Origin of the sequence: Cognaticolwellia mytili (assembly GCF_002104475.1) — a bacterium.
GTDB classification, from domain to species: Bacteria; Pseudomonadota; Gammaproteobacteria; order Enterobacterales; family Alteromonadaceae; genus Cognaticolwellia; species Cognaticolwellia mytili.
The window spans coordinates 707630-728745 of sequence record NZ_NBOF01000003.1 but is presented as its reverse complement, the minus strand read 5'-3'; the positions used below and the strand labels follow the sequence as shown (position 1 = coordinate 728745).

The following is a 21116-nucleotide window of genomic DNA, read 5'->3' as shown; positions in this document are numbered from 1 at the left end:
TATCAGTAGTGACTATAGTTGTTAGATAACTTAGCTAATAATAAATTTGATGTCTGAACTTTCAAATAATTACTTCATTTCAGCGGCGGAAATTGCCGCTAAACTTGATAAAACAACTCGTATAGCACAACAACTATCTTTAACGGCAAGTAATGCTAGAGCCGTAGCTCTTCGTGCTGGAGAGCGAGCAGCAGGCTTTCGACCATTGACCGACTTTATTGACCGACTAGCTGAAGTTACCATTAAATCATCAAAAAACATCAACAAGCTTGCAGCAGCTTTAAGTCAAACATCCGTTGATAAAGAGCGAGCAAATTCAGCAATTTCACATTTTAACGCCATATTTATAAAGGCAAACGATTCCAAATTCATTCACAGCCTCGATGAGGTGTTTGAACGCTGCCAACATAAACAAAAACAGCTAGAAAACAGCTATAAAAGACAAATATCCTACCTCAGTGAAGAATTAGTTATGCTAAGTAGTGAATTGCGTAATGCGGTCATATTAGCGACATTATCACGCGTAGAAGCCTCTCAGGCCGGTGAACAATACCAAAGTGCTTTGACAAATGTTGCAGATAATGTTGAAGGGGCGGCCAATAAAATCAGAGAGCATATCCGCTATGCACAACAAATGGTTTCCATACTAGAACAGCACTAATAATAGCTATAGACAGGGAATGTAAATGAGAACGCATAAACTTTTTGAGAATAATTCACATACATGGCTGATGTTTGGGCGTGACGAAGAAAAACCCAATGAAATCATTGATACCAATCAATATATGGTAATTTCTAATAAAAATGCTCTATTAATGGATCCTGGTGGAATAGAACTTTTTTCAGCGATGCTCTCAGTAGTGATCAAGCAATTACCAGCTGATAAAGTAACTCACCTTTTCGCTTCACATCAAGACCCTGATATCATTTCATCATTGGGTTTATGGGACCAAGCATTGCCCTCTGCAACCCTTCATTCTCCTTGGATATGGGAAAGTTTCATTAAGCATTTCGGCATGAATAACATCTCTTATTCAGCTATTCCAGATGAAGGTAGCTCATTAAAAATAGACCAAGTGACTTTAGACTTCATTCCTGCTCATTACCTTCATTCATCGGGCAATTTTAATGTCTACGATGCTGAAGCTAAAATATTAATGTCTGGCGATATTGGTGCGGCATTAGAATGTGTTGACGCACCATTATTTGTTGATAATTTTGATGAACACATCAGTAAAATGAAAATGTTCCACCAACGATGGATGCCATCAAATAGAGCTAAAAATGATTGGATCAGCAGAGTACGAAAGCTCAATATTGAAATGATGTGTCCACAACATGGGCGAATATTCAAAGGTGATGATGTTAAACGTTTCTTAGATTGGTTTGAGGCGCTAGAGGTAGGAATAATAGCCAAATCAACATAGATTTACTGAGAATTTCAGGTAATAGGCATAAAAATACTTGTTACCTGTACCTTTCTAAATATAGCAACTCTACATCACAAATAGAGAGTTGAAGACTAGCTACAGTCTTATTAAGTATTATTTCAATAAGGTTATGGATAAATTAAATTGCTTTTACGAATTAAGAACCCTTCTCCTTTGCTTAGATTTAAATCAACTACCACCGGCTTGCCGCCAAAGCCATGCTTTTTACATTTAGCTCTAATCACAACCTTAGATATTGTCGCTGGTATTTGAATACCACACTTACTTCGAGTAAAAGGTTGTTCATTAACATGAGGATGAGCCAATAAACGGTAGTCTATCTGGTTGCCTGCTAAATCGAGTACTTCCCAGCCATCAGCATAATGCTCCCAACCTTGATCGTTATGTCGTACTTCCGTATACAAACACCAGCTACCATCAGCTTTCTGAGAAGCAGTAACATGATTGACTTGCGCAAAGTCTAACGAAGTTGAATAGGGTTTTAAGTTAAACTCTGACGCAAACACTGACGATGTGAGAGTCAAAAATAATAATAGCTGTTTCATATCTCACCTGTTGTTTAACACCTAAACAATTATCTGGCATACACTATAAGTTGAACAATTTAAGCTTGTAAACGACCGCAAGAGGTTACAATAGCTATCACTGTTTTTATTCTCAAGTTTGACTTCGACTGTCGCACTTCTGCATAAAAAACTTCACCTTTAGCTAGGTTTTTGTATCCATTTATCGAGGAAAAAACAAAGCACAGGTAACGGTATTCAATCCTGATTTAACAATTTATTAGTTACTTTTCTTACGGTACTTAATCATGCCGTAAATGTAATTTAGCACAACAGCAGTAATTAAAAAGATAACATAAAATGACATTTGGTTTTCTGTAACATCGCCTAAATGCCAAAGATAAGCGATAAATGCCAAAGATATCGAAAATAATATTAGGCTTATACCTACGTTTTTTCCAAATGCTTTAGGGTTAGAAAAACTCTTATCGTTGAAACCAGAAATTAAGCCCCTACGCTCTTTAAAAGCAATCAAATAACCGAAAATACCGCAAGGAAATACAGCGACAAATAGAATAAATACAGCCTCAATTGTAGACTCTTCCATGATACAACCTCTTTGGCAACGAATGTATGATATTGACTCCTTCCCACTAATTGGCATCAATGCACCATATTAAAAGGTGTTATAAATATGCAATAAAAGAGAGTCCATATTAGTTTTTAGTATCCATGGAGTGAATACAAATGACAAGTGGAAACAACATAAAACAGTCAAAAAACAAACGGCTAGAACCATAATAGATAGACCCGACCGGATTGTTATCGAAGCAACAGATCGACTTGAAACACCCATTACTTTAGCTTGTGCTCATGCCAATCGCCACCATTATATTGTCTAAAGCCTAGCACTATGCAAGCGATGAACGACTTAGTAACACGGCGAAAGCAGTTATTGACATGCAAACCACATATAAAAGTTGGGCGAAAATTATGCCTAAAGCATTAATAATAGCAAATGGGCTTGTGCTAACTTTGTTTAAAAATCAGATAATAAAAAATAGCTGCAACTTCTCTCCTAAATCACCTGCAAACGTTGGGTTATATTAAAAGCAAACAAACGAGTATTTTTATCGGTAGTACACCAGTGAATAGAGGTAACGGTCACTATATAGGGCAACGAAAAATTCGATGAATAAGGCCACAAATTAGAACAATTTTGTGCATGGCTGTGATCTTAAACCCGATACTAAGAGATGGTGTAATGTGAAAGTACCAAAAGTTAATGATTAACTATTGACGCCATAGTCCCTGCTAGCTTTGCGAGTGCTGCAATACTTTTTGAATGAAAGGCCACTTTTCTTGAGTGTATGCCTCGCGGTCTTCTCTATATTTAGAAGCTAATTCTCGCTTAAGATTTGCATAATCATTAGCTAATTTATTATTCTCCCGTAATTTGTCACGAAATTTAATACGCTCCTTCCACAAGTCGCTTTCAAAAGGAATTAAGTGAAGGTGATGAGTTCGAAAAGCATCTGATGGTTTGCAAAACCAATGCATTAAATCTGCTTTATAAGGCCAATAGTCGTAGCCTGCTTTGACTAAAGCATCAATTGCCAGCTTTGAATCTTCAAGGCTTTTCACACCAAACATAATATCTATGATGGGTTTAGCTATCATGCCCTCAATTGAAGTACTTCCAACATGTTCAACATTCCCATAATTCCACTGTCCAGCGGCCACCAATAATTGAGCCTTCTCTATTTCAAATTTCTCTGGCCATGAAGGATCATATTTTTCAAGAACTACAGACGATAGACTCATACGTTAAACTTTCCTAGTAAAACTACAGTGCCCTAATAATGGGCAAATAATAGTTGATTAAAATAATCGAGACAGGAGAAAAAACCAATTACTCTTTGTCCTGATTAATTTTCTTATTATACGATTGTTATTGCGTAGAATTTTAATTTCATTTAACTTTATTAATACTGCTAAAAGCAATACCAATTCCTGCTCCGATAACTAGACCAACACCTACATTATCACAAACTAATTCGCCAAAAATGAGACCCACTCCAGCTCCCATAGTTATAGCTAACCCCATATTACTAGTTTTAGAGACTTTGTTTTTATCATCATCTTTCAAGTGAATCATCCTTAGCACGAGTATCGGATTAGTGCATAGCGCCCACTAAGAGACAATAAAATAATTTGGCTAAAATTACGAAGAACAAAGTTAATCAATTGTTTTGTGCTAATTTGATTAGCTTGTTATATACCGTTTTAAATCACCAGGCCAATCCCAGCCAAGCTTTTGAAATAGCAATATTAACACTAAACCATATATTGCAAATATTACACCTGTTTCATCAATAAAATATGGCGTTATTTCATTACTCATAGTTAAATCATTGAACACATGAAATATAAACAAGTTATGACTTGTATGTATTAAACACCCAGTCCATAAACTGCCGGATTTTATACGAAACCAAGTATAAATATATGTATTACCAGTAAGCATTAAAGTAAAACAAACCAGCTGAAAAAATACTGGTGTATCTGTGCCGTAATTACCAGTAAGGATAAGTGGGAAGTGCCATACAGACCAAATGATACCTACCAAAAGAGATACTTGATTTGGAGAATATTTTTCTAACAATCGAGGTGTAAGGTAACCACGCCAACCAAGCTCTTCGCCTAAGGCTGAACGTCCAGAATAAAAGCTTCCTTCAAGAATAAGTAACATCATAGGTATGAATGATAATTTAGTTATGAAGTTGGATTCAAAGCCTTTAAAACTTCCAAGTTCAGTTACCCAAATTATTCCATAAACAATAAATAAAATGAGTATGGGAATTAAAAAGCTAAAGAATAAATATGATATTTTTCCAAAGCCAAAATGGAAGCCTTTAATCGTTTTGTTAATTAATAAATATGTAATTATTGACGCTATGCCAGGGCACCACATTAATCCAAAGGTTAGCCAGCCATTATCACTTACAGAGATCCAATAATAGAATATTGAACTAAAAGAAAACGTTAAAAAAAGATATAAGCTAACTTCGTTTTTTAAAGATAATTTTCCTTGTGTCAACTAATACTCCAGAGTTGATAGTGTAATTAAAGGCATATAATGCTCAAATAACAGGCTAACAAATGATTAATTAAAGTACTAAGGAACAAATATAGCCAATTGTTTTTACTATAATTAATAGCTTATTATCTTGATTTACTAACCCTATATTGCTCTATACTACCAATAACAATAACAATACCAACATAAAATCAGAAGGCAGTACAAATGTAGGGATAACAATCAGGCCCCGTAAAGAACAACGCTAGTTAATTGTTTAACGTTCATTTTATTAGCGTGTTTAAGTTATCTATAACTTAATCGAAAGGCGGTTTAACTTCTCAGAAACATCATTATTCGCATTTAAAATATCACTAGCAATGGTCGAAAAAACTGGCAACGTGCCAATTATATCTAGAGAATTCCCACTTTTAAATGAATCCTGTATTTGCTCTATTGTAAGTCCTGATTTAGCCAGCAACTCCTTTAAAACTAATAATGCTTGTTCAGGAAATTGAATATCATCTACGCTTTCCAAAGATTGGAATAACTCTTCCGTTGAATAGTTTGAAACATCTAACTTCATTTATTTTCCCTCAAGTGTAAGTAACTTATAACGCTCGACATAATAGGCTAGCAATAGTTGACTAAAATATGATGCGAAAGAAGAATCGAGCCAGCGGTTACGAGTTCTTCTTTAGTGCTTTGTTATAAACCAATTTCAACTTATCTGTCTAATTTAGCAAACTTTTGGGCTAGCTTTTTTACCAGCACGCCAAACGAGAATAAAAAACATCACGAAATAAACAGGTGTTTCAACAAACGTATCATACGTGAGCCACTGCTCTTGGGTTAATTGAGTCGCAACACTAAAATTCAGCCCTGCCATACATAAACCAATCAATGCTAAGCCTAGAACAAAGTACCTATGTTGAATAGGTGAGTTTACGTAGCGCTCAAAACGGGAGCCAAAGTACCCTCCCTTATTAAACACACCATCTACCATAAGCGCTGTTGCACTCAGTAATCCCATCAATGTGCCCTTAAGTTGCACTAAATACTCACTTTGAAAGACAATGGCAAATATTGCTGATACTAAGAGCATAATCGTTCCAAAAACTGCAAAGCCACCTAATAAGTCGACTTTAACAAAGCGTTGAATAATAACGAGAGCGACTCCTAATAACACGCCCGTAAATGCGGCTACGCTTAAGTCTCCAGTCACTTTTGCTACTACAAAAAATGCAGCTCCTATACCTATATCAGCAAAAATAGAAGGTTTGTTTTTTCGCCATTGTTCACTTTGAAGTTCTCTTTTTTCATTTTCCTTTACTGAATTGTCAGAAATACCTAAGTTTTCTAGCTTTTTAGTTGCAAAGTGAATATTTTTACCTGGATGGCTTTCGTAAATTAAGTCGCTACCTGCCCTAACTACGATACCGACGCTTAGCCAACTAAAGTAACCAACAGAAACTGTTACTTCTTTAGTTCGACCGTTTGGTTGGCTGATAGGTTGAAATTTATGCACAACCACTTTGAAATCATCAAATGAATGTGTGCATTTGTCTACTAGTGTTCCATTACAAAACAGCTGTGACGTATAAGTTTTAAGTGAAAAGGAGTATTTCACTTCATAATCGTCATCATCATATTGAAATGATCTTTTATAAGTCCATAAACACATTGTCATCCTGATTATTCCTATTCTTTAAATTTTTAACTTCGCGAGAGAAACCCAAATGTATCTTCGTCTCGCACTTCGAAAACTAAACAAGGTCTATAATGCCTACCAAGAGGCTAATAACCTTTAGCCAGCAGAAGCAATGAAAAAGCAAAAGCCAACTATTTTTAGTCCTGATTTAATGACTTTTTAGCCTTACTGAATTTAAAGCTTAAAATCTAATTGAACAGAAATATTCTTTTGCAATACAGGATTACCATTAACAACATACGGTTCATACTTCCACTTTGACACAGCCAAAACAGCTTGTTTCCTGAAAGTTTTTTCAGGAGCTTCATCTATAACCTTAATATTATCCGTTTCACCTTTCACATTGATATCAAATGATAATTTGACATAGCCTTCAATACGATCCCGTGCCGCTTGGATTGGATATTTGGGGTTTACTCTTTCTAGGGCTTTAGTTTGTGCTCGGTTGAGTTTTATTTCCTCTGAACATGAGGATATAAAAAACGTTGATAAAAGAACTAATATTAGAATTTTCATATGACTTCCTTGTAATGCTAACACCTCGCTAAGAGGCAAAAAATTATTGATTAAAATATGAAGCAAAGCGAACCATCCAACAGCTATTTGTCTCGCTTGAAAAGCTTCTTATACTGCTTTTAACGCATTCTCCCAATTTTTCCATGAAATGCACCTGCCAGGAAATGCAACTTTTGAAAAAGGCCAATCGACTTGAAGCCAATTCAACATTGTTCGGTAGAGCAATTTATCCAAGACAATACTATCATCTCGAATCCATAAATAAACTTCACAATCATAGTTTGATGAGCGACTTGGATCGATGTAAACAGAGCCTAAGCACTTTTCATTTGTGCTGTTGAATACTGAATAAGCAAAAGCATCCTTGGATTCAAACTCTTGCTTATGAACCTTTAAGCTATCTATATTATCTTTAAGGGTCATATTATCTTTAGGCCACGCTGACTTGGGGCCAAATATTCCCTGTAGTCTTTTTCGACTAGACACCACAGCCTCAAAATCTAACTCCGCAATATTTTCATCAAGAACTTTCAGATAAAAATGCTCAGAAACAAAAGTTTCTGGAACTTCGAAAGAGTCGGGAATAAAACAGTTGATCATACTAAGAACTATCCGTAAATGTATAACGCCTCATTAAGAGACAAAAAATTGTTGACTAAAATATGGAAGAACGAAAAAAGCCAACTTTTTTTTGTCCTTATTAATTAGTTTACTAGAGAGCAACTCACCGACAATGCTAGCTTTTCAATACCATGAGATGGTGTCCACCTTTTATACTCAACAAAACCATGTTTCTTGTATAAGTTTATTGCAGGTAAGTTAACAACGGCGGTTTCTACTTTTGCTACAGAAAAATTAAAAGCCCCAAGAACATGATTTATTAATTTGCTCGCAATACCTTTTTTAAAATAATTTGGCTCGACAGTTAAACTATTGATTTCTAATTGTTCACCTTTTAAATCAATCTCTATAACACCAGCAAGGCACTTGTTTTCAATAAAGCCATAAAATTGTGTTTTTGAGTTCTCTATGTCTTTAACACTCCGTAATAGAGGAGGAAAATTAAGAGTTCCAATAAGTTGAGCCTCAATTTTATAAGAGTTTTGAAAAACTGTAAAAATCTGCGCTGCAGCTGATCCAGTCGAATTATTAAGTTTTTTTATCATACTATTCCTAAACTCAAATTTTTTTGCTATCTAACGCCCTAATAGCGAGAAAAATTGTTAGCTAAAATTATCGACGAATAAGAAAAAGCCAATTTTTAACTGCCTTTACTCACTCTGAGATAGGCTTAATAAAGGCACCATGCACCTTACCCGTACTTATAGATATTTCAGTAAATGAACTAACATTAGTGCTTTGATTAATTAGGAATTGGCACGAGCAAACCATATCAGATGTTTCATAAATTGAATGGGCTATGCCGTAAACTTCAAAAGCGACTTTATCTTTCATAAAGCTAGCTAGAAGAATGATATTAATTTTTGGATTCTTTAAGTTATTTGAGGCTAAAATCGTAATTTCACCGTCACGAGAAAAACCAACTATTATTCGTCCTGATTAATCTGCTTGTTATATTCCCGGTTGTACACTCCTACGGCTTAAGGGTGATCGAAATTTTTCACTTAAAAGAGTAAAAGAAAGAGTCAGAACAACACCAGTAGAAAAATAGTAAATTTGCACAATAAAGATTTCAAACGCACTGTATGCAGCGACACCTTCAAACAATGAAATTGATAAACCGATTAAACTTAAAACTGCAAATATATTCCTAGCTATCAGGTTAAAACGTAGCATAATTAAAGCTGCAACCTGTAAAGGGCCAACGATCGACAATTTAAACCAGTGTGGTATTTGAGAATTAAAGCCATGCCAATCCATCGCATTGATTATGTCAGCACTATATTCCCAATCACCTGTCATATAGTTTATAAATAAACTAGAAAAACAAAGAATAATAATTGATATTCTATAGATTGTTTCAGACCTCATCTAAACTCCATTTAGGGAATATAAGGAAAATAATAGTTGGCTAAGATTAGCGACGAAGCAGCAAGTCAACTGTATTGTCCTAGTTAATTTGCTTGTTACATGCTCTTTACAATACGCATTAGAGTGCGCATACTTAATGCAATAATGACTTGGAGACATATTATGCAACCATTATACGATTTTGATGCCCCAAAAAAGCAACAAATCTCAGTTTAAATAGTGACTTACTAAAAAGAACAAGAGCACTTAACATTAATTTATCTGCGACTTTAGAGCAAGCATTAAAAGATAAATTGAAAAATATTGAAGCTAAAAAGTGGGTAAAATAAAATAAAAATGCCATACAAGCCTACAATGATTTTGTCGATGAAAATGGATGTTTTGGTGATGAGTTTAGAGAGTTTTAATGTCGCAATTAGATGCCTATACAAACCCAAGTAAAAAAGTCGTGAAGCATATCCGTATATTATTGATATTCAGAGTGTATTAATTAGCGATATTACAACAAGAATTGTAATTCCATTAGGAAAGTTCAAGTATTTTAGAAATAAGCAAATGGGTGGCTTAATTCCATTGATTAAGTATGAAGATGAACAATATGTTTTACTCACTCCTCAAGTTGCTTCAATGCCATCCAAATCACTCAAAGATCCTATTGGATCAGTTGAGTCATTAAGAGATGAAATTATTGCAGCAATCGACTTTGCTATTACCGGTATATAACATCGCATTAAGCAGTAAATAATTCCTCTAGCACTCGGTTAACGCTCACGCCAATCGTAGAAACCATTTATTGAAACATTAAAAGTTTCCGTAATTTCGTGATCTTTATCTCGGCTCTGAGTTTTTCGATGAACCGATATCTTCCTGATGTTTCTGTGCAAGGAACCGTTGCCACTTTTTTAGTAAATCATTCTCCAACTTTCAGCGTTCATTTTCTTTTTTCAGTTGCTTGATTTTATTCAGCTCTTTTTTATTTAGGATTTTAACCATAAGTTCATTATTGCTGTTATAGCGCTGTTTGATTGAAAACTTACCTTCTCGATATTCTTTTCGCCAGCGAGAAAGCATGAACGAATGAATACCGAGTGCTTGAGCAACAGCCTTAGATAAAACGTCGTCTCTTAAGCTTAGCTGTACTACTTTGATTTTGAAATCGACAGGATAGAACCATGTTTTTTTAGGTTCGGTATGTTTGGGAATTACAGCCTCCTCAATGTAATGAGGAGGTATCCACTAAAACGGGGGAAATTCACAGTCCGTTTTGAGCTGCTTGTTAGCCAACGTATTGTATATTATTGACTTTGTGAAAACTCCATAGTCCAATTAGTTTCCCAAGTTTCGCCATTATCTTTTGAGAATGCTTGTTCCCACCTTGGCTTGCTTGGATCTAACGAGATCCACTTAAATCTAACTTTTATATTAACCCCGTTGAGTACATCATCTGCAAAAAACACTCCTACACCTTCAGTAAACCTACCTACCACTGGCACATCTAATACGTCAGGGAATCGTCCATCTAACCACCAGATAGACCATAAATTTGATTCTGCATTATAAGAGCGGAGGGCAACAGCTCTAAATGATGACTCAGGAAATTTAAGGTGAACGTCTTCTAAATTACCAAACCCACCCATAGTTCTTCGTGTGGAAGAACTTCCTTCAAATTCAACCCATTCATCACAATCATTTAATAAGTCTTTTAGCCTACGATGTTGTACTTTCCAATCACCAATTATAAAATCAAAGTCTGTTGGTGCACTAACGTCTATATCTTCTAGCATAAATTCCCTGCGCATTAGTTATATAAATTATTGGAAATTATACATGCAACTGTATTTATGTACAGCACTCAAAATTACGCAGAATTAGTTAAGTTGCCTAACGCCCACTTAACTAGCAAATAATGCTTGGCTATAATATGGAGCGCAGTGACAGGAGCCAAGCTTTATTTGTCCTGATGAGGTGCTTGTTATTTTGCTTTACCACACGTCATTTTTGTCACCAAACCTGATGATCCAACCTGTTAAATATGCTGCTAAGAAACAAGTGGGGGTTGTTATTATTTCAGGCTTTAAAAACCATGAACCAAATGCAACTGCTAGCAAAGTAAACTCCATAACTTGTACATGACGCCGAGAGTTAACTCCGAACATATTAGCCTTGAACCACCAAGGTAGTTTTTTCCACTTTTCAGTTTCTTTATCTATCACGGTAATCTCCTCTGTTAATTTTGAAATATTTACTTCAAATACAGAGGCAAGGCATTTTAATGTTTCAACACTCGCTTTTTGACCACTTTCGACACGTTGGATCGTACGAACATTTAAACCCGAATATTCAGCAAGTTGTTCCTGCGACCAATCGTTTTTATCTCTCAGCTTTTTTACAATCATAATAATTCCTCATCACTCTGTGAGGCCATAATCAATCAAACAGCGCACTGTCGGCAACGACTTCACCCCGACAGCACCACGACATTGCAACATAATGCCGTTTTAAGCGACAAATTGCAGTTGGCTAAATAAGTGAGGTACGAACAAAAAGCCAACTGTAATTTGTTCGACTTGAAACCCCTTGTTAGGCAATATTTAGAACCATGATAGTTTCATCAAATTCATCTTGTTCAACAACACTAAAATTAAATCGCTCAAAGAAGCCTTTCATTACATCATGCCCTTCAACGTAACATATTGAAATAGCTTTACAGTCTTCTCTAAGCTTGATTTCATCGATAACTAACTTGATTGCTTTCGTGCCATAACCTTTTCCTTGATGCGGTACATCGATCATAAATTGATCAATGTAAATTTCATTTGGCTTTTCATCTTCGTAGTTAGGAAAGTACTGGATAAAGCCAACTGGTTCGTCATTAAAATAGATTGCTCGATTAACATAGTGTTCGTTAAACTTAGAACCTGCAATTGATTCTGCATTTAAAGCGACAAACTCTTCTTGTTCTTTTGTGATTTCTAGTAAGATAATATCTTCCCAATTATCTTTAGTAACTTCTCTCAAGCTAATTTCCATAGCTGAACAATACTCCTTGTTGCGTAACGCCCAATTAATGGGCTAAAAATAGTGGGCTAAAATGGAGTGAAGCAAACAGTCTGCTATTTTTAGTTCTGTTAAATTGCTTGTTAGCTTTCGCTAGCTCTCAACATTAATTTTTTGAATTCTGAAATTACTAACTCTGGTTGATCATCTTGCACAAAATGACCACTTTGGGTAGCCATGACAGCTTCGCCTTTCGGAAACTTTAGCACCCATTCAGCCTGATAAGTGCCCCATAATTCACGCGCTTTATCTGTATCAAAAAGGCGCTCTGGATTTATAAATTTCTTTACACCTGCAATCAATGTTATCGGAATATTTTTGATATCTCCGTAAGCTAATGAAGGCTTTTTGTCCCATATGTCATTTATTAAGCACCAACTATTTTCTTTACCCATTTTTATATCACTTTGTTTCAGCTTTTCATTAGATTCCTTTCCTCCTATGGGATCTAGTTGTTCAATAATTTCAATATCTCTTGGGTTGATAGGATCGATAAACAACATAGCCGAAACCTTGTTTGGGTTTCTCACGGCAAACTCTCTAGCAATTTTCCCACCATAAGAATGAGAAACATAAATGAAGGGTTTGTTAATTTTTAACTGTTGCATTAACTCTTCTACGTCCTTAACATAATCACTTGAGGTTAAGTCTCCAACACAAGAAGAGGATTTCCCTTCACCTCTTCTCGAATATCTAATTGCTGTAGTATTTTTTGGAAGCTCCTCCCAAATAGAATCCCAACCGGACATCCCTGAAATAGCACCAGCTTCAAAGAGTACAATATTTTCGCCGTTACCTTTAATTTCGTATTCTAATTCAGCTTGATTAACTAAGAGTGATTGGGCGGAAGCGAAAGTGCAAAAAATAGAAAGGCTAATAGGCAATAAAACTTTTGGGAACATACACACATCCTTGAAAGAAAGCTAACGCCCTAATAACGGGCAAAAAATTGTTGGTTAAAATAAGCGACGCAGAAGCAAAAACCAACTCTTTCTTGTCCTGATTAATTTGCTTGTTATGTGTTTACTGCGCTATTGGCATTTATATCGATTAAAACGCACTGGATAAAATGCGCACATGCCCCAACAGCAGAAATTGGGACAACATAGAATAATAAATAATTTAGTTGATTATCATCTGAAAAAAATGAAATTAATTGTATAAATATAATTGGCACAAATACTAAAAAAATAGCAAAACCCGTATGTTTTTTAACAATACGCTTTATTTCACTATCCGTGATTAAGTTCATAAGATACATCCTTTTAAGAATTACGTGAATGGATTACACACCTAACGTCAAAAACACATAACGCCCTGTTAACAGGCTAAATATAGTTGACTAACATGTTGAAGAACGAAAACAGCCAACTGTATTTTGTCCCGCTTGAATAGCTTATTATGTATCTGTTTCGCCTGTACTTTTGTTTGTTTTATCTCGTTCCATTTTTGCTACTTTATCATTTAGCTCATTAAGAGATTTTTGAATATCCATTAATACAGGATTAGATTTAGAGTGATTTCTAATTTCTTCTTCACGAAATCCAAGTCTTGAATCTAAATAACCGAGAAGCAAAGAAGCTATAACAAAGATAACTAAAATAATTGGCACTGCAATCATTGGGCTGTTAAATACAAATTCAGTTACGGGGTTATCACCTAGAGATTTTATGAAAACGAAAATTATTAGCAAAAACTGTACATAGCCAATATACATTTTTGAACGATCTATATAGACCTTCCATCGAATTAAAGACTTTTTATTAAATCGAGAACTCAAGACATCTCCTCGGTACATAGCGCCCTGTTAACAGACTAAATATAGTTGACTAGAATAAGCGACGAAGGAGCAAAAGCCAACTGTATTTTGTCCTTGTTTAACAGCTTGTTATACGGGGATTACCACCGTACCAATACTACTTGCAAAACCACCAACTTTTACATTGATTATCGTTGAATGATCAGATTCAACAGATGCTGTAATTATGGAAGTACAATTCATAGCTCTACCTTGTTCAAAAACATAATCAACACCTAAAGCTAGGTGTTCTGTAAGGTAGCATGCTAAAGCACCACTAGAGCTTCCTGTAGCTGATTCTTCTGATATACCAAACAATGGAGCAAAATTACGACAGCTTGCTGTAACCTCACTTTCAGGCTCACAAAGCTCAAAAACATGAAAGCCAACAACTTTATGCTTTTTGCAGAAGTCTGCGATAAGTTCATCATCGGGCTGTATTACATCTAAATATCCGTTAGGAACAGGAATAATCACATCAGGTAGTCCTGTTGAAATAACTTCAATAGGCAACTTCGTGCTTTCTAGTATTCTACTTTCTAAGCCAATAACATTTGATATTTCTTGATATGAAAAGCAATCTATTTTTTGAGGTAATTGCTGATCCATAACTACCTTACCATTTGACTCAATGATCACTGACAGCATCCCAGCTTTTGTGCGTTGAACATAAGAGCCGGCTGTAAGAATACCCTTTTTGTACATTGTGGAAAAAGTAGCTAAAGTAGCGTGACCACAAAAGTCAACTTCTCCTGTAGTAGTAAAGAAGGAGACCTCATAATCAGCTTCGTCATCGCTAGAAACAAAAGCCGTTTCCGAATACCCTACACCTTGTGCAATTTTTAATTTTTGAGCATCCGAAAGTTGGTTAGCATTAAAAACAACACCGGCAGGATTTCCGCCTTTGCCATTAACTGTAAACGAGCTGACCAAATTAACTTCTATATTCACCAACACCTTCTTCCCCTATAACGCTAAGCTAAGCGGAAAAATACAGTTAGGCTAAACTGCGCGGAGCGCGAGCCAACTGTAATTTTTCCGTTCAAAGCGCTTGTTATGTGTGCACTGGAAATAAGATAGACATTAGATCTAACTCATGTTCTAAATCCTGAGGAAAATAGAACTTCCAACCTTGTAATGTTAGTGGCTCTATAACATACCTCAAACATTGAACAGCTAGACACAATGATTGAACTGCATCTACGCCATAAGAGTATTCACGAAATGAAAGCTCTGAAATTTCAATCTTGCAACGATAATCCGCCCCGTTTGAAACAGGGTCAGGTTCAGGGGTTCCGATATTGATTTTTATTGCCAATATCGTACTATCAGCTTTTTTAGCAATATATTCACTAGATGCAATGAACACCCTCATCTCCTCTTGCATACATAACGCCTCATAAAGAGACAAAAAATAGTTGCTGATAATAGCGAGACACGAGCAAAAACCAACTGTTTTTTGTCCTGCTTTAATGACGTGTTAGCTATTAACTTGCACATACTTTGTTTTTTTTATATTTGAGATAAAGAATAAACTTAAAATCACACCTACCGTAAACCCAACTATATGACCCACTTTAGGATAGCCCGAATAAATTATATCTAGAGCCAATGCTGGGGCAATACAAAATATAAGGGCGAGCTTTAACCAAATAGATTTATCTAATCCTTTAACCATGAATAATACGCCACAGCCAGTTAAACCGAGCACAGCTTGGGATGCCCCAGTACCAACATCATAAGGTGAAGGTACAGTAATAATACTTGCTAAAGTACCGATGATTCCAGATACAAAAAACAACTGAAGTAGTTTTTGACCGCCAATTTTACGCTCTATCAGCATGCCAATAAAAAAGAGTGAGATAACATTAAAGAGCATATGAATAGGTTTTACGTGAACTAGCTGTGAGGAAACTAAACGCCAAACCTCAAACTCCCTTAATTGTTGAAAAGTAACACCACCATATTTTTTTAAGTCTAATATCCTTACTTTGCTCAAAACTGAGCCATTTACCTCATAAGCTACCAAAAATGAAACGGTCAAAACAATGAAACAAAGTAGTAATGTGAATATTGGAATATTGAATCTCAAGCCTAATTATCCTTAATAGCTAACCCCCAAATAAAGGGCTAAAAATAGTGGGCTAAACTTGAGCAGAGCGAAAAAGTAACCGCTGCTTTTAGTCCCAGTTTAATTACTTGTTATATTTTTTACTAAATTGAATTTATTTTTTTGAACAAAGAACTTAAACCAAAAATCATAATAGCCAAAGATGGAAGCAAAATAGTGGCAATTTGGCCATACAATTGAAGAGGAGTAGATAACTTTAAGTTACCAACAATTAATCCAATACCAACACCTGCAAGTAAACCAAGCATAGGTAAAAAGATTAACAGAAATTTTATACTCGATTTTACACTTGTTCTATTTGAAATTTTTACCGCGCTTTCCATGCAATTCCTCTGGTGAGAAAGATATAACGCCTCATTAAGAGGAGATTTATAGTTGGCTAAAATGTTGAACGCAGGAGCAAAAACCAACTGTATTTTGTCCTTGTTTAATTTCTTGTTAGGCATACTGTATCAATTAAAGCCTAAAAGGAACATTGAACCTGCTATTAAGAAACTAAATTGACGATTAAAAATAAAACTTTTAGTAGGAAAAATTTTAGAATAAATACGATTTCTTAATTTGAAATATGGAGTCTGTGCAGTATTAAAATAATATAACATTCCATAAAACACCGAAATACAAAGGCAAGATAATGCCAAATCTTGTATAGAAATATTAACTGAAATCACTTCAACCGAAGGAGAGGTATCAGTAACTCTCAAGTTATGTAAAAAAACAAATATGCAGTAAACAATTGAGGTTTTAGACATTTGAGAATAACTGATATATTTTCCTTTAGTACTTTTTACTTCGATATCATCCATAATTTTGTAAATATTCCAGATTTTAAAATAAAGTTCAACACGATCAAAAGATACAACTATTCGTGTATGCCTAACGCCCATTTAAGGGGCTGAAAACAGTTTGCTAGAATGTTGAGGAACGAAAACAGCCAACTGTAATTTTTCCGTTTGATGTTCTTGTTATATGCTAAATCCACTCTTGCTTGTCAGAGGATACTGTTACTTCACTTTCAAGTTTGCCTGTATGAGCTGTAGATGAAGGTTCTACCATCATAAAGTGCGTATCAGGTTCAGCTTTAGGGCAATGCTCTATGCCTTTAGGTACAACATACATTTCACCTGCATTTAGTACAATATTTCCAGTTCTTAACTGTAAAGTAAGTTGCCCTTTAAACACAATAAACAATTCATCTTCATTATCATGTGTATGCCAAACAAGTTCCCCCGTACCTTTCGCTATTTTAACTAATTGACCATTGGATTCTGCTAAAATTCTTGGCGTCCACTCATCTGAAAACAGTCCAAATTTTTCACTAATATTAATTTTATTCAATGAACCATCCTTTGCATATAACGCCCACTTAAGAGGCCAGAAATAGTTGGCTAAAATAGTGTAGCAAGATCAAAGTGAAAACAGCCAGCTGTATTTTTTCCGTTTGAAGCGCTTGTTATAAGCACAATTACACTAAACCAAGAGACCATTTGCTAATAATGCTGGTAAGAAGAAGCCGACAGATAAAACCAATGAACCCGTTAATATCATGGCAACTGAACAAAATACTGCATGTGTGGTAAAAACTTTAGGCTGAAACAATGCACTATTAAGAAAACCGACTTTAGTTATGTTGATTTGTGAAGATACCCAATTGATTTTTGGTTGAGCCCAAACTATAAAAGGCTTGCAATAGACAAGTAAAAAGCCAAAGGCTAACTCCATACCTCCAAAATCTAATAGAATCATCATTTCTGGTGCAGCAAAAGTTGATACAGCAATTAATAAGCCGATTACCACCTGTTGAATTAGACTCAAATCTTTCCAGTTACGCATACATCTCCTTGTGCATATAACGCCCCACTAAGAGGCAAATGATAGTTGGTTATAATAGAGAGCAAAGCGAACAAAACCAACTGTTATTTGTCCTGCTTGAGTGGCTTATAAGCAACTATACCCTAACATTATCTTTAGTTTGATTAATGCCAATGAGTATTTTTTCTAAGTAAGTAAAAGTAAGCATTATAGCTAGCTGCAAACATGCAAAAAGAACCATAGCGAATGGTGTACGAGAAAGCATACTTTCTGATATTATTTCTGAGTAGTTTGCTAAATAAAAGTCAAATAATATCAGACTTAGGAATACACCTGACACATAGAGAATAACTTTAATTTTCGCTTTCCGTAATTTTGTGATTAATTCATCATTAGTCATTTAATACTCCTTATCCAATGATTGCTTATAACGCCTCGCTAAGAGGTAAAAAATAGTTGGTTAAAATAAGCGACGCAGGAGCAAAAACCAACTGTTATTTGTCCGACTTGAAAACCCTTGTTATATTTTTAATGCGCCATCTCGCCGCTGAATCTATCTCGACCTTTCCAATAATTACATTCAGGACAATAGTCACCTACAGGATAATCAATTCCTTCTTCATGAGGGCAACCTATTATCTCTTGTATCATGCTAACGGATTTAGCTCCGTTTTCATCAATGAAATTTAGTATTTCACTCATAACCAGTTCTGATTTTCTCAAGTCTGTTGAAGAAAACCACTTTTTCATTGGTTCTGTTTCTGCACCTTCATGCATTATAATTGCGCATACTGCTTTTGATGCAAGATCATTGTTTGGACCATAAAAAGCTATCGTTGCTATAGGGTAACCTTTGTCACCTTTACGAACCTTTTTGGTTAGTAATTTCTTATTGTTGCCTTGAGCCATTTGGATACTCCAACATCAAAAAAATATAACGCCGTTTTAATCGGCAAATTGCAGTTGGCTAAAATGAGTGAGGTACGAACAAAAAACCAACTGTAATTTGTCCGACTTGAAAACCCTTGTTATAAGTGCAATTACTCCGCTGTTTCAACTTCTTTATTGGACATCTCAATCAGTACTTTTTCAGTGATATTTACACATGAATGAAATACTGCGGACAATCCGGCAGTAAGAACAACAAGGATAAAACCTGTATTTGATGAACTGTAGAGAACGCCTAAATTGGCGTGATTTTCTATTGACTGACTAACTAAAAGCCAATGAATTAAAACAGCAAATAACCACAATAGCACCAAGGTAAGGCTTGCTTTGCGTTTATACTTTTTAACTATTAATTTGATCTCATTTTCCGACATTTGCACTTCCCTGTTTATGTACTTATAACGCCTCATTAAGAGGAAATTTATAGCTGGCTAAAATGTTGAACGCAGTGAAAACAGCCAGCTGTAAATTTTCCTGCTTGATTGCCTTGTTAGTTGTATATTACATATCGTTATTCAATATGAATCTACTATTCTTAATATCAATATTAACGGATGGACTATAAGTCGTAGTAGATTCCGTTCGGAACTTTGGAAACTGATGTTTGGAGTCAATACGATGTATTAAATAAGTAGTTTTGTTAATCCATAAAACTATTGATTTTGTTTTATCTTTCTTCCCTTGATAAATTGCATTTATACGGTAATACGTTTCTCCGTTTAACAATCCATCTTCAATTCGTAAAATTTCATTATAATCAGTTAGCTTTTTTTTCCATCCACCCACACCTTTTACACCTAATAATGATGGCATTCTATAAGCGGAACCTCCTGATATTCCTGTAGCGCCCGCGATTGCTAAGCCAAGACTATTCTCCTCATGAATACCTTTCTTGTCTTCACCTAAGTCATGATTTCGCCACTGAAAAACACCATTTTCATTTTTTACAATTATGGTTCTGTCTAGTGTTGCAAATGGAAATGGGTGTTTTGAGGCGAATTCAAATCTAAAATTTTTAGAACGAATAAAATCAGTAGCAAATGGTCTTCCACTGACTCGTGCACCATCTTCTGTAAAAAATGTTGTTTTTACAAGTCCTGAATCTGAATAGGAGTTACTTTTACTATATACACTTTCTAAAGAAGTCATGATTTGTTCAGCTGAAACATCATTGTTTTGAGGTAAAGCAAAAACACTCAAACTACAAAAGAGCAACGTTAAAGGTATAAATAAAGGTTTTAGTTTGATATGCATGCAGACTCTTTGTTGCAACTAACGCTTTGCTAAGCGGAAAATAATGGTTGGTTAAAATAAGCGACGAAGGAGCAAAAACCAACTGTTATTTGTCCTTTTGAGCGCCTTGTTATATTTATTGTTAACAACCGTTAGAATCAAGATTTTTAGCAGTAAAATTTTCGTCTAAATTTGTAGTCGAATCACTATAAAAATCAAATTCAATACTGTAATTTTTTTCTGGATATTGGAGTTCAGTTGTATTTAATATATAAGGTACTTGCCTAACGAAATTACCTAATTCATCAAACTCTAGAGTCGCTTTGTTTTGCCCTGTACCACCAATTACACCACCATCAATGTCAAGTAAGTCGTCATCTAAGCTATAATATACATCCCATTTTTGAGGTTCTCTTTTTAGAAAGTATATATGTAATAAAGCCTGTTCTCCTGATGGCTCACATATATAAGTACTGACACTAGCATTATATGTAAGGGGGTCATCAAGTGAAATTTCTTCTGTATTTAATACCTCTGAACTTGCAGGTAAATTGAATTGCAGTTGAACTTTGTTTGTTTCAAGAGATACAGTTATTTCTTGGGTTTCTTGTACTTCTTCTTTTACATCCGATGACGAATCATTACATGCAGTTAGAGCAATTAATGCAGACAACACTAATAGTGGCTTTTTCATATTCTCATCCTTAAGCTTTAATGTTGGTGAATAATTCACCGATATTTTTATAAATATAACGCCCTAATAATGGGCAAAAAATTGTTGGCTAAAATGTTGAGGAACGAAAACAGCCAACTTTTTTTGTCCTTATTAATTAGCTTGTTATGTGTTTTTACTCTAATTTTGTTCGTCACTTTTATCTTGAGTCT

General features: G+C 35.1%; 31 protein-coding genes and 3 pseudogenes. 4 read left to right on the top strand and 30 right to left on the bottom strand.

The window, feature by feature from the left end; genetic code table 11:
- Positions 1-49: 49 nt before the first annotated feature.
- Complete coding sequence (locus tag B7C41_RS12990) at positions 50-661, top strand: methyl-accepting chemotaxis domain-containing protein (RefSeq protein WP_085299327.1); 612 nt, start codon at positions 50-52, stop codon at positions 659-661.
- Positions 662-686: 25 nt separating this feature from the next.
- Positions 687-1427 carry an oxygen-binding di-iron domain-containing protein gene (locus B7C41_RS12985; RefSeq protein ID WP_085299326.1) on the top strand — a complete coding sequence of 247 codons (741 nt, stop codon included), beginning with the start codon at positions 687-689 and terminating at the stop codon, positions 1425-1427.
- Between the two features lie 131 nt (positions 1428-1558).
- On the opposite strand, the gene B7C41_RS12980 is transcribed toward B7C41_RS12985, so the two are convergent.
- The 12 genes from B7C41_RS12980 to B7C41_RS12930 all read right to left on the bottom strand — a co-directional run bounded on the left by B7C41_RS12980 (position 1559) and on the right by B7C41_RS12930 (position 9252).
- Positions 1559-1996 carry a hypothetical protein gene (locus B7C41_RS12980; RefSeq protein ID WP_085299325.1) on the bottom strand — a complete coding sequence of 146 codons (438 nt, stop codon included), beginning with the start codon at positions 1994-1996 and terminating at the stop codon, positions 1559-1561.
- A gap of 238 nt (positions 1997-2234) precedes the next feature.
- Positions 2235-2561: a hypothetical protein gene (locus B7C41_RS12975; protein WP_085299324.1), complete on the bottom strand. Its 327-nt coding sequence runs from the start codon at positions 2559-2561 to the stop codon at positions 2235-2237.
- A 707-nt stretch (positions 2562-3268) separates the two neighbouring features.
- Complete coding sequence (locus tag B7C41_RS12970) at positions 3269-3778, bottom strand: GrpB family protein (protein WP_085299323.1); 510 nt, start codon at positions 3776-3778, stop codon at positions 3269-3271.
- A gap of 148 nt (positions 3779-3926) precedes the next feature.
- Entirely contained in the window at positions 3927-4103 is a 177-nt protein-coding gene (locus B7C41_RS20070; RefSeq protein ID WP_211279522.1) for a hypothetical protein, read from the bottom strand.
- Positions 4104-4220: 117 nt separating this feature from the next.
- On the bottom strand, positions 4221-5054 hold the full coding sequence (locus tag B7C41_RS12965) for a CPBP family intramembrane glutamic endopeptidase (RefSeq protein WP_085299322.1): 834 nt from the start codon (positions 5052-5054) through the stop codon (positions 4221-4223).
- 289 nt (positions 5055-5343) lie between these two features.
- Complete coding sequence (locus tag B7C41_RS12960; RefSeq protein WP_085299321.1) at positions 5344-5619, bottom strand: hypothetical protein; 276 nt, start codon at positions 5617-5619, stop codon at positions 5344-5346.
- 153 nt (positions 5620-5772) lie between these two features.
- Positions 5773-6561, bottom strand: a complete 789-nt coding sequence (locus B7C41_RS12955) for a septation protein IspZ (protein ID WP_158089132.1) — start codon at positions 6559-6561, stop codon at positions 5773-5775.
- Between the two features lie 357 nt (positions 6562-6918).
- On the bottom strand, positions 6919-7260 hold the full coding sequence (locus tag B7C41_RS12950) for an energy transducer TonB (RefSeq protein ID WP_085299319.1): 342 nt from the start codon (positions 7258-7260) through the stop codon (positions 6919-6921).
- A 108-nt stretch (positions 7261-7368) separates the two neighbouring features.
- Complete coding sequence (locus B7C41_RS12945) at positions 7369-7860, bottom strand: hypothetical protein (RefSeq protein ID WP_085299318.1); 492 nt, start codon at positions 7858-7860, stop codon at positions 7369-7371.
- Positions 7861-7964: 104 nt separating this feature from the next.
- Positions 7965-8426 carry a GNAT family N-acetyltransferase gene (locus B7C41_RS12940; RefSeq protein ID WP_085299317.1) on the bottom strand — a complete coding sequence of 154 codons (462 nt, stop codon included), beginning with the start codon at positions 8424-8426 and terminating at the stop codon, positions 7965-7967.
- A 109-nt stretch (positions 8427-8535) separates the two neighbouring features.
- The gene (locus B7C41_RS12935) at positions 8536-8715 is read right to left on the bottom strand and encodes a hypothetical protein (RefSeq protein ID WP_085299316.1); all 180 of its coding nucleotides are present in this window, start codon (positions 8713-8715) and stop codon (positions 8536-8538) included.
- A gap of 117 nt (positions 8716-8832) precedes the next feature.
- A complete protein-coding gene (locus B7C41_RS12930) occupies positions 8833-9252 on the bottom strand; it encodes a hypothetical protein (protein ID WP_085299315.1) in 420 nt (139 codons plus the stop codon).
- Between the two features lie 251 nt (positions 9253-9503).
- On the opposite strand from B7C41_RS12930, the pseudogene B7C41_RS20620 reads away from it, so the two are divergent.
- Positions 9504-9659, top strand: a pseudogene (locus B7C41_RS20620) (type II toxin-antitoxin system CcdA family antitoxin).
- 49 nt (positions 9660-9708) lie between these two features.
- Positions 9709-9975 (top strand): annotated as a pseudogene (locus tag B7C41_RS12920) (CcdB family protein); the annotation flags it as partial.
- 41 nt (positions 9976-10016) lie between these two features.
- Here the strand turns inward: B7C41_RS12920 and B7C41_RS12915 are convergent.
- From B7C41_RS12915 to B7C41_RS12825, 18 genes and pseudogenes are all read right to left on the bottom strand, one after another.
- Positions 10017-10455, bottom strand: a pseudogene (locus B7C41_RS12915) (transposase); the annotation flags it as partial.
- Between the two features lie 92 nt (positions 10456-10547).
- Complete coding sequence (locus B7C41_RS12910; RefSeq protein ID WP_085299313.1) at positions 10548-11036, bottom strand: DUF1579 domain-containing protein; 489 nt, start codon at positions 11034-11036, stop codon at positions 10548-10550.
- A gap of 198 nt (positions 11037-11234) precedes the next feature.
- Positions 11235-11648, bottom strand: coding sequence for a helix-turn-helix domain-containing protein (locus B7C41_RS12905; protein WP_085299312.1), 414 nt, complete (start codon positions 11646-11648; stop codon positions 11235-11237).
- A 184-nt stretch (positions 11649-11832) separates the two neighbouring features.
- A complete protein-coding gene (locus tag B7C41_RS12900; RefSeq protein ID WP_085299311.1) occupies positions 11833-12282 on the bottom strand; it encodes a GNAT family N-acetyltransferase in 450 nt (149 codons plus the stop codon).
- Positions 12283-12392: 110 nt separating this feature from the next.
- Positions 12393-13211, bottom strand: a complete 819-nt coding sequence (locus B7C41_RS12895; protein WP_085299310.1) for an alpha/beta fold hydrolase — start codon at positions 13209-13211, stop codon at positions 12393-12395.
- Positions 13212-13324: 113 nt separating this feature from the next.
- Complete coding sequence (locus B7C41_RS12890; RefSeq protein WP_085299309.1) at positions 13325-13561, bottom strand: hypothetical protein; 237 nt, start codon at positions 13559-13561, stop codon at positions 13325-13327.
- Positions 13562-13708: 147 nt separating this feature from the next.
- Positions 13709-14089 carry a hypothetical protein gene (locus B7C41_RS12885; protein ID WP_143764385.1) on the bottom strand — a complete coding sequence of 127 codons (381 nt, stop codon included), beginning with the start codon at positions 14087-14089 and terminating at the stop codon, positions 13709-13711.
- A gap of 108 nt (positions 14090-14197) precedes the next feature.
- The gene (locus B7C41_RS12880) at positions 14198-15058 is read right to left on the bottom strand and encodes a PhzF family phenazine biosynthesis protein (protein WP_085299473.1); all 861 of its coding nucleotides are present in this window, start codon (positions 15056-15058) and stop codon (positions 14198-14200) included.
- 103 nt (positions 15059-15161) lie between these two features.
- Positions 15162-15476 (bottom strand): DUF6968 family protein, encoded by a 315-nt coding sequence (locus B7C41_RS12875; protein ID WP_143764384.1) that lies wholly within the window; start codon positions 15474-15476, stop codon positions 15162-15164.
- A 111-nt stretch (positions 15477-15587) separates the two neighbouring features.
- Positions 15588-16199 (bottom strand): rhomboid family intramembrane serine protease, encoded by a 612-nt coding sequence (locus B7C41_RS12870; protein ID WP_211279521.1) that lies wholly within the window; start codon positions 16197-16199, stop codon positions 15588-15590.
- A 122-nt stretch (positions 16200-16321) separates the two neighbouring features.
- Complete coding sequence (locus tag B7C41_RS12865; protein WP_085299306.1) at positions 16322-16561, bottom strand: hypothetical protein; 240 nt, start codon at positions 16559-16561, stop codon at positions 16322-16324.
- A gap of 649 nt (positions 16562-17210) precedes the next feature.
- Positions 17211-17576: a cupin domain-containing protein gene (locus B7C41_RS12855; protein ID WP_085299304.1), complete on the bottom strand. Its 366-nt coding sequence runs from the start codon at positions 17574-17576 to the stop codon at positions 17211-17213.
- Positions 17577-17708: 132 nt separating this feature from the next.
- Positions 17709-18071 carry a hypothetical protein gene (locus B7C41_RS12850; protein ID WP_085299303.1) on the bottom strand — a complete coding sequence of 121 codons (363 nt, stop codon included), beginning with the start codon at positions 18069-18071 and terminating at the stop codon, positions 17709-17711.
- Positions 18072-18186: 115 nt separating this feature from the next.
- The gene (locus tag B7C41_RS12845) at positions 18187-18450 is read right to left on the bottom strand and encodes a hypothetical protein (protein WP_085299302.1); all 264 of its coding nucleotides are present in this window, start codon (positions 18448-18450) and stop codon (positions 18187-18189) included.
- Between the two features lie 128 nt (positions 18451-18578).
- On the bottom strand, positions 18579-18959 hold the full coding sequence (locus B7C41_RS12840; RefSeq protein WP_085299301.1) for a hypothetical protein: 381 nt from the start codon (positions 18957-18959) through the stop codon (positions 18579-18581).
- A 131-nt stretch (positions 18960-19090) separates the two neighbouring features.
- Positions 19091-19372, bottom strand: a complete 282-nt coding sequence (locus B7C41_RS12835) for a hypothetical protein (protein WP_085299300.1) — start codon at positions 19370-19372, stop codon at positions 19091-19093.
- A 127-nt stretch (positions 19373-19499) separates the two neighbouring features.
- Entirely contained in the window at positions 19500-20252 is a 753-nt protein-coding gene (locus B7C41_RS12830; RefSeq protein WP_085299299.1) for a hypothetical protein, read from the bottom strand.
- Positions 20253-20373: 121 nt separating this feature from the next.
- A complete protein-coding gene (locus B7C41_RS12825) occupies positions 20374-20925 on the bottom strand; it encodes a flagellar basal body FlgE domain-containing protein (RefSeq protein ID WP_085299298.1) in 552 nt (183 codons plus the stop codon).
- Positions 20926-21116: the final 191 nt, after the last annotated feature.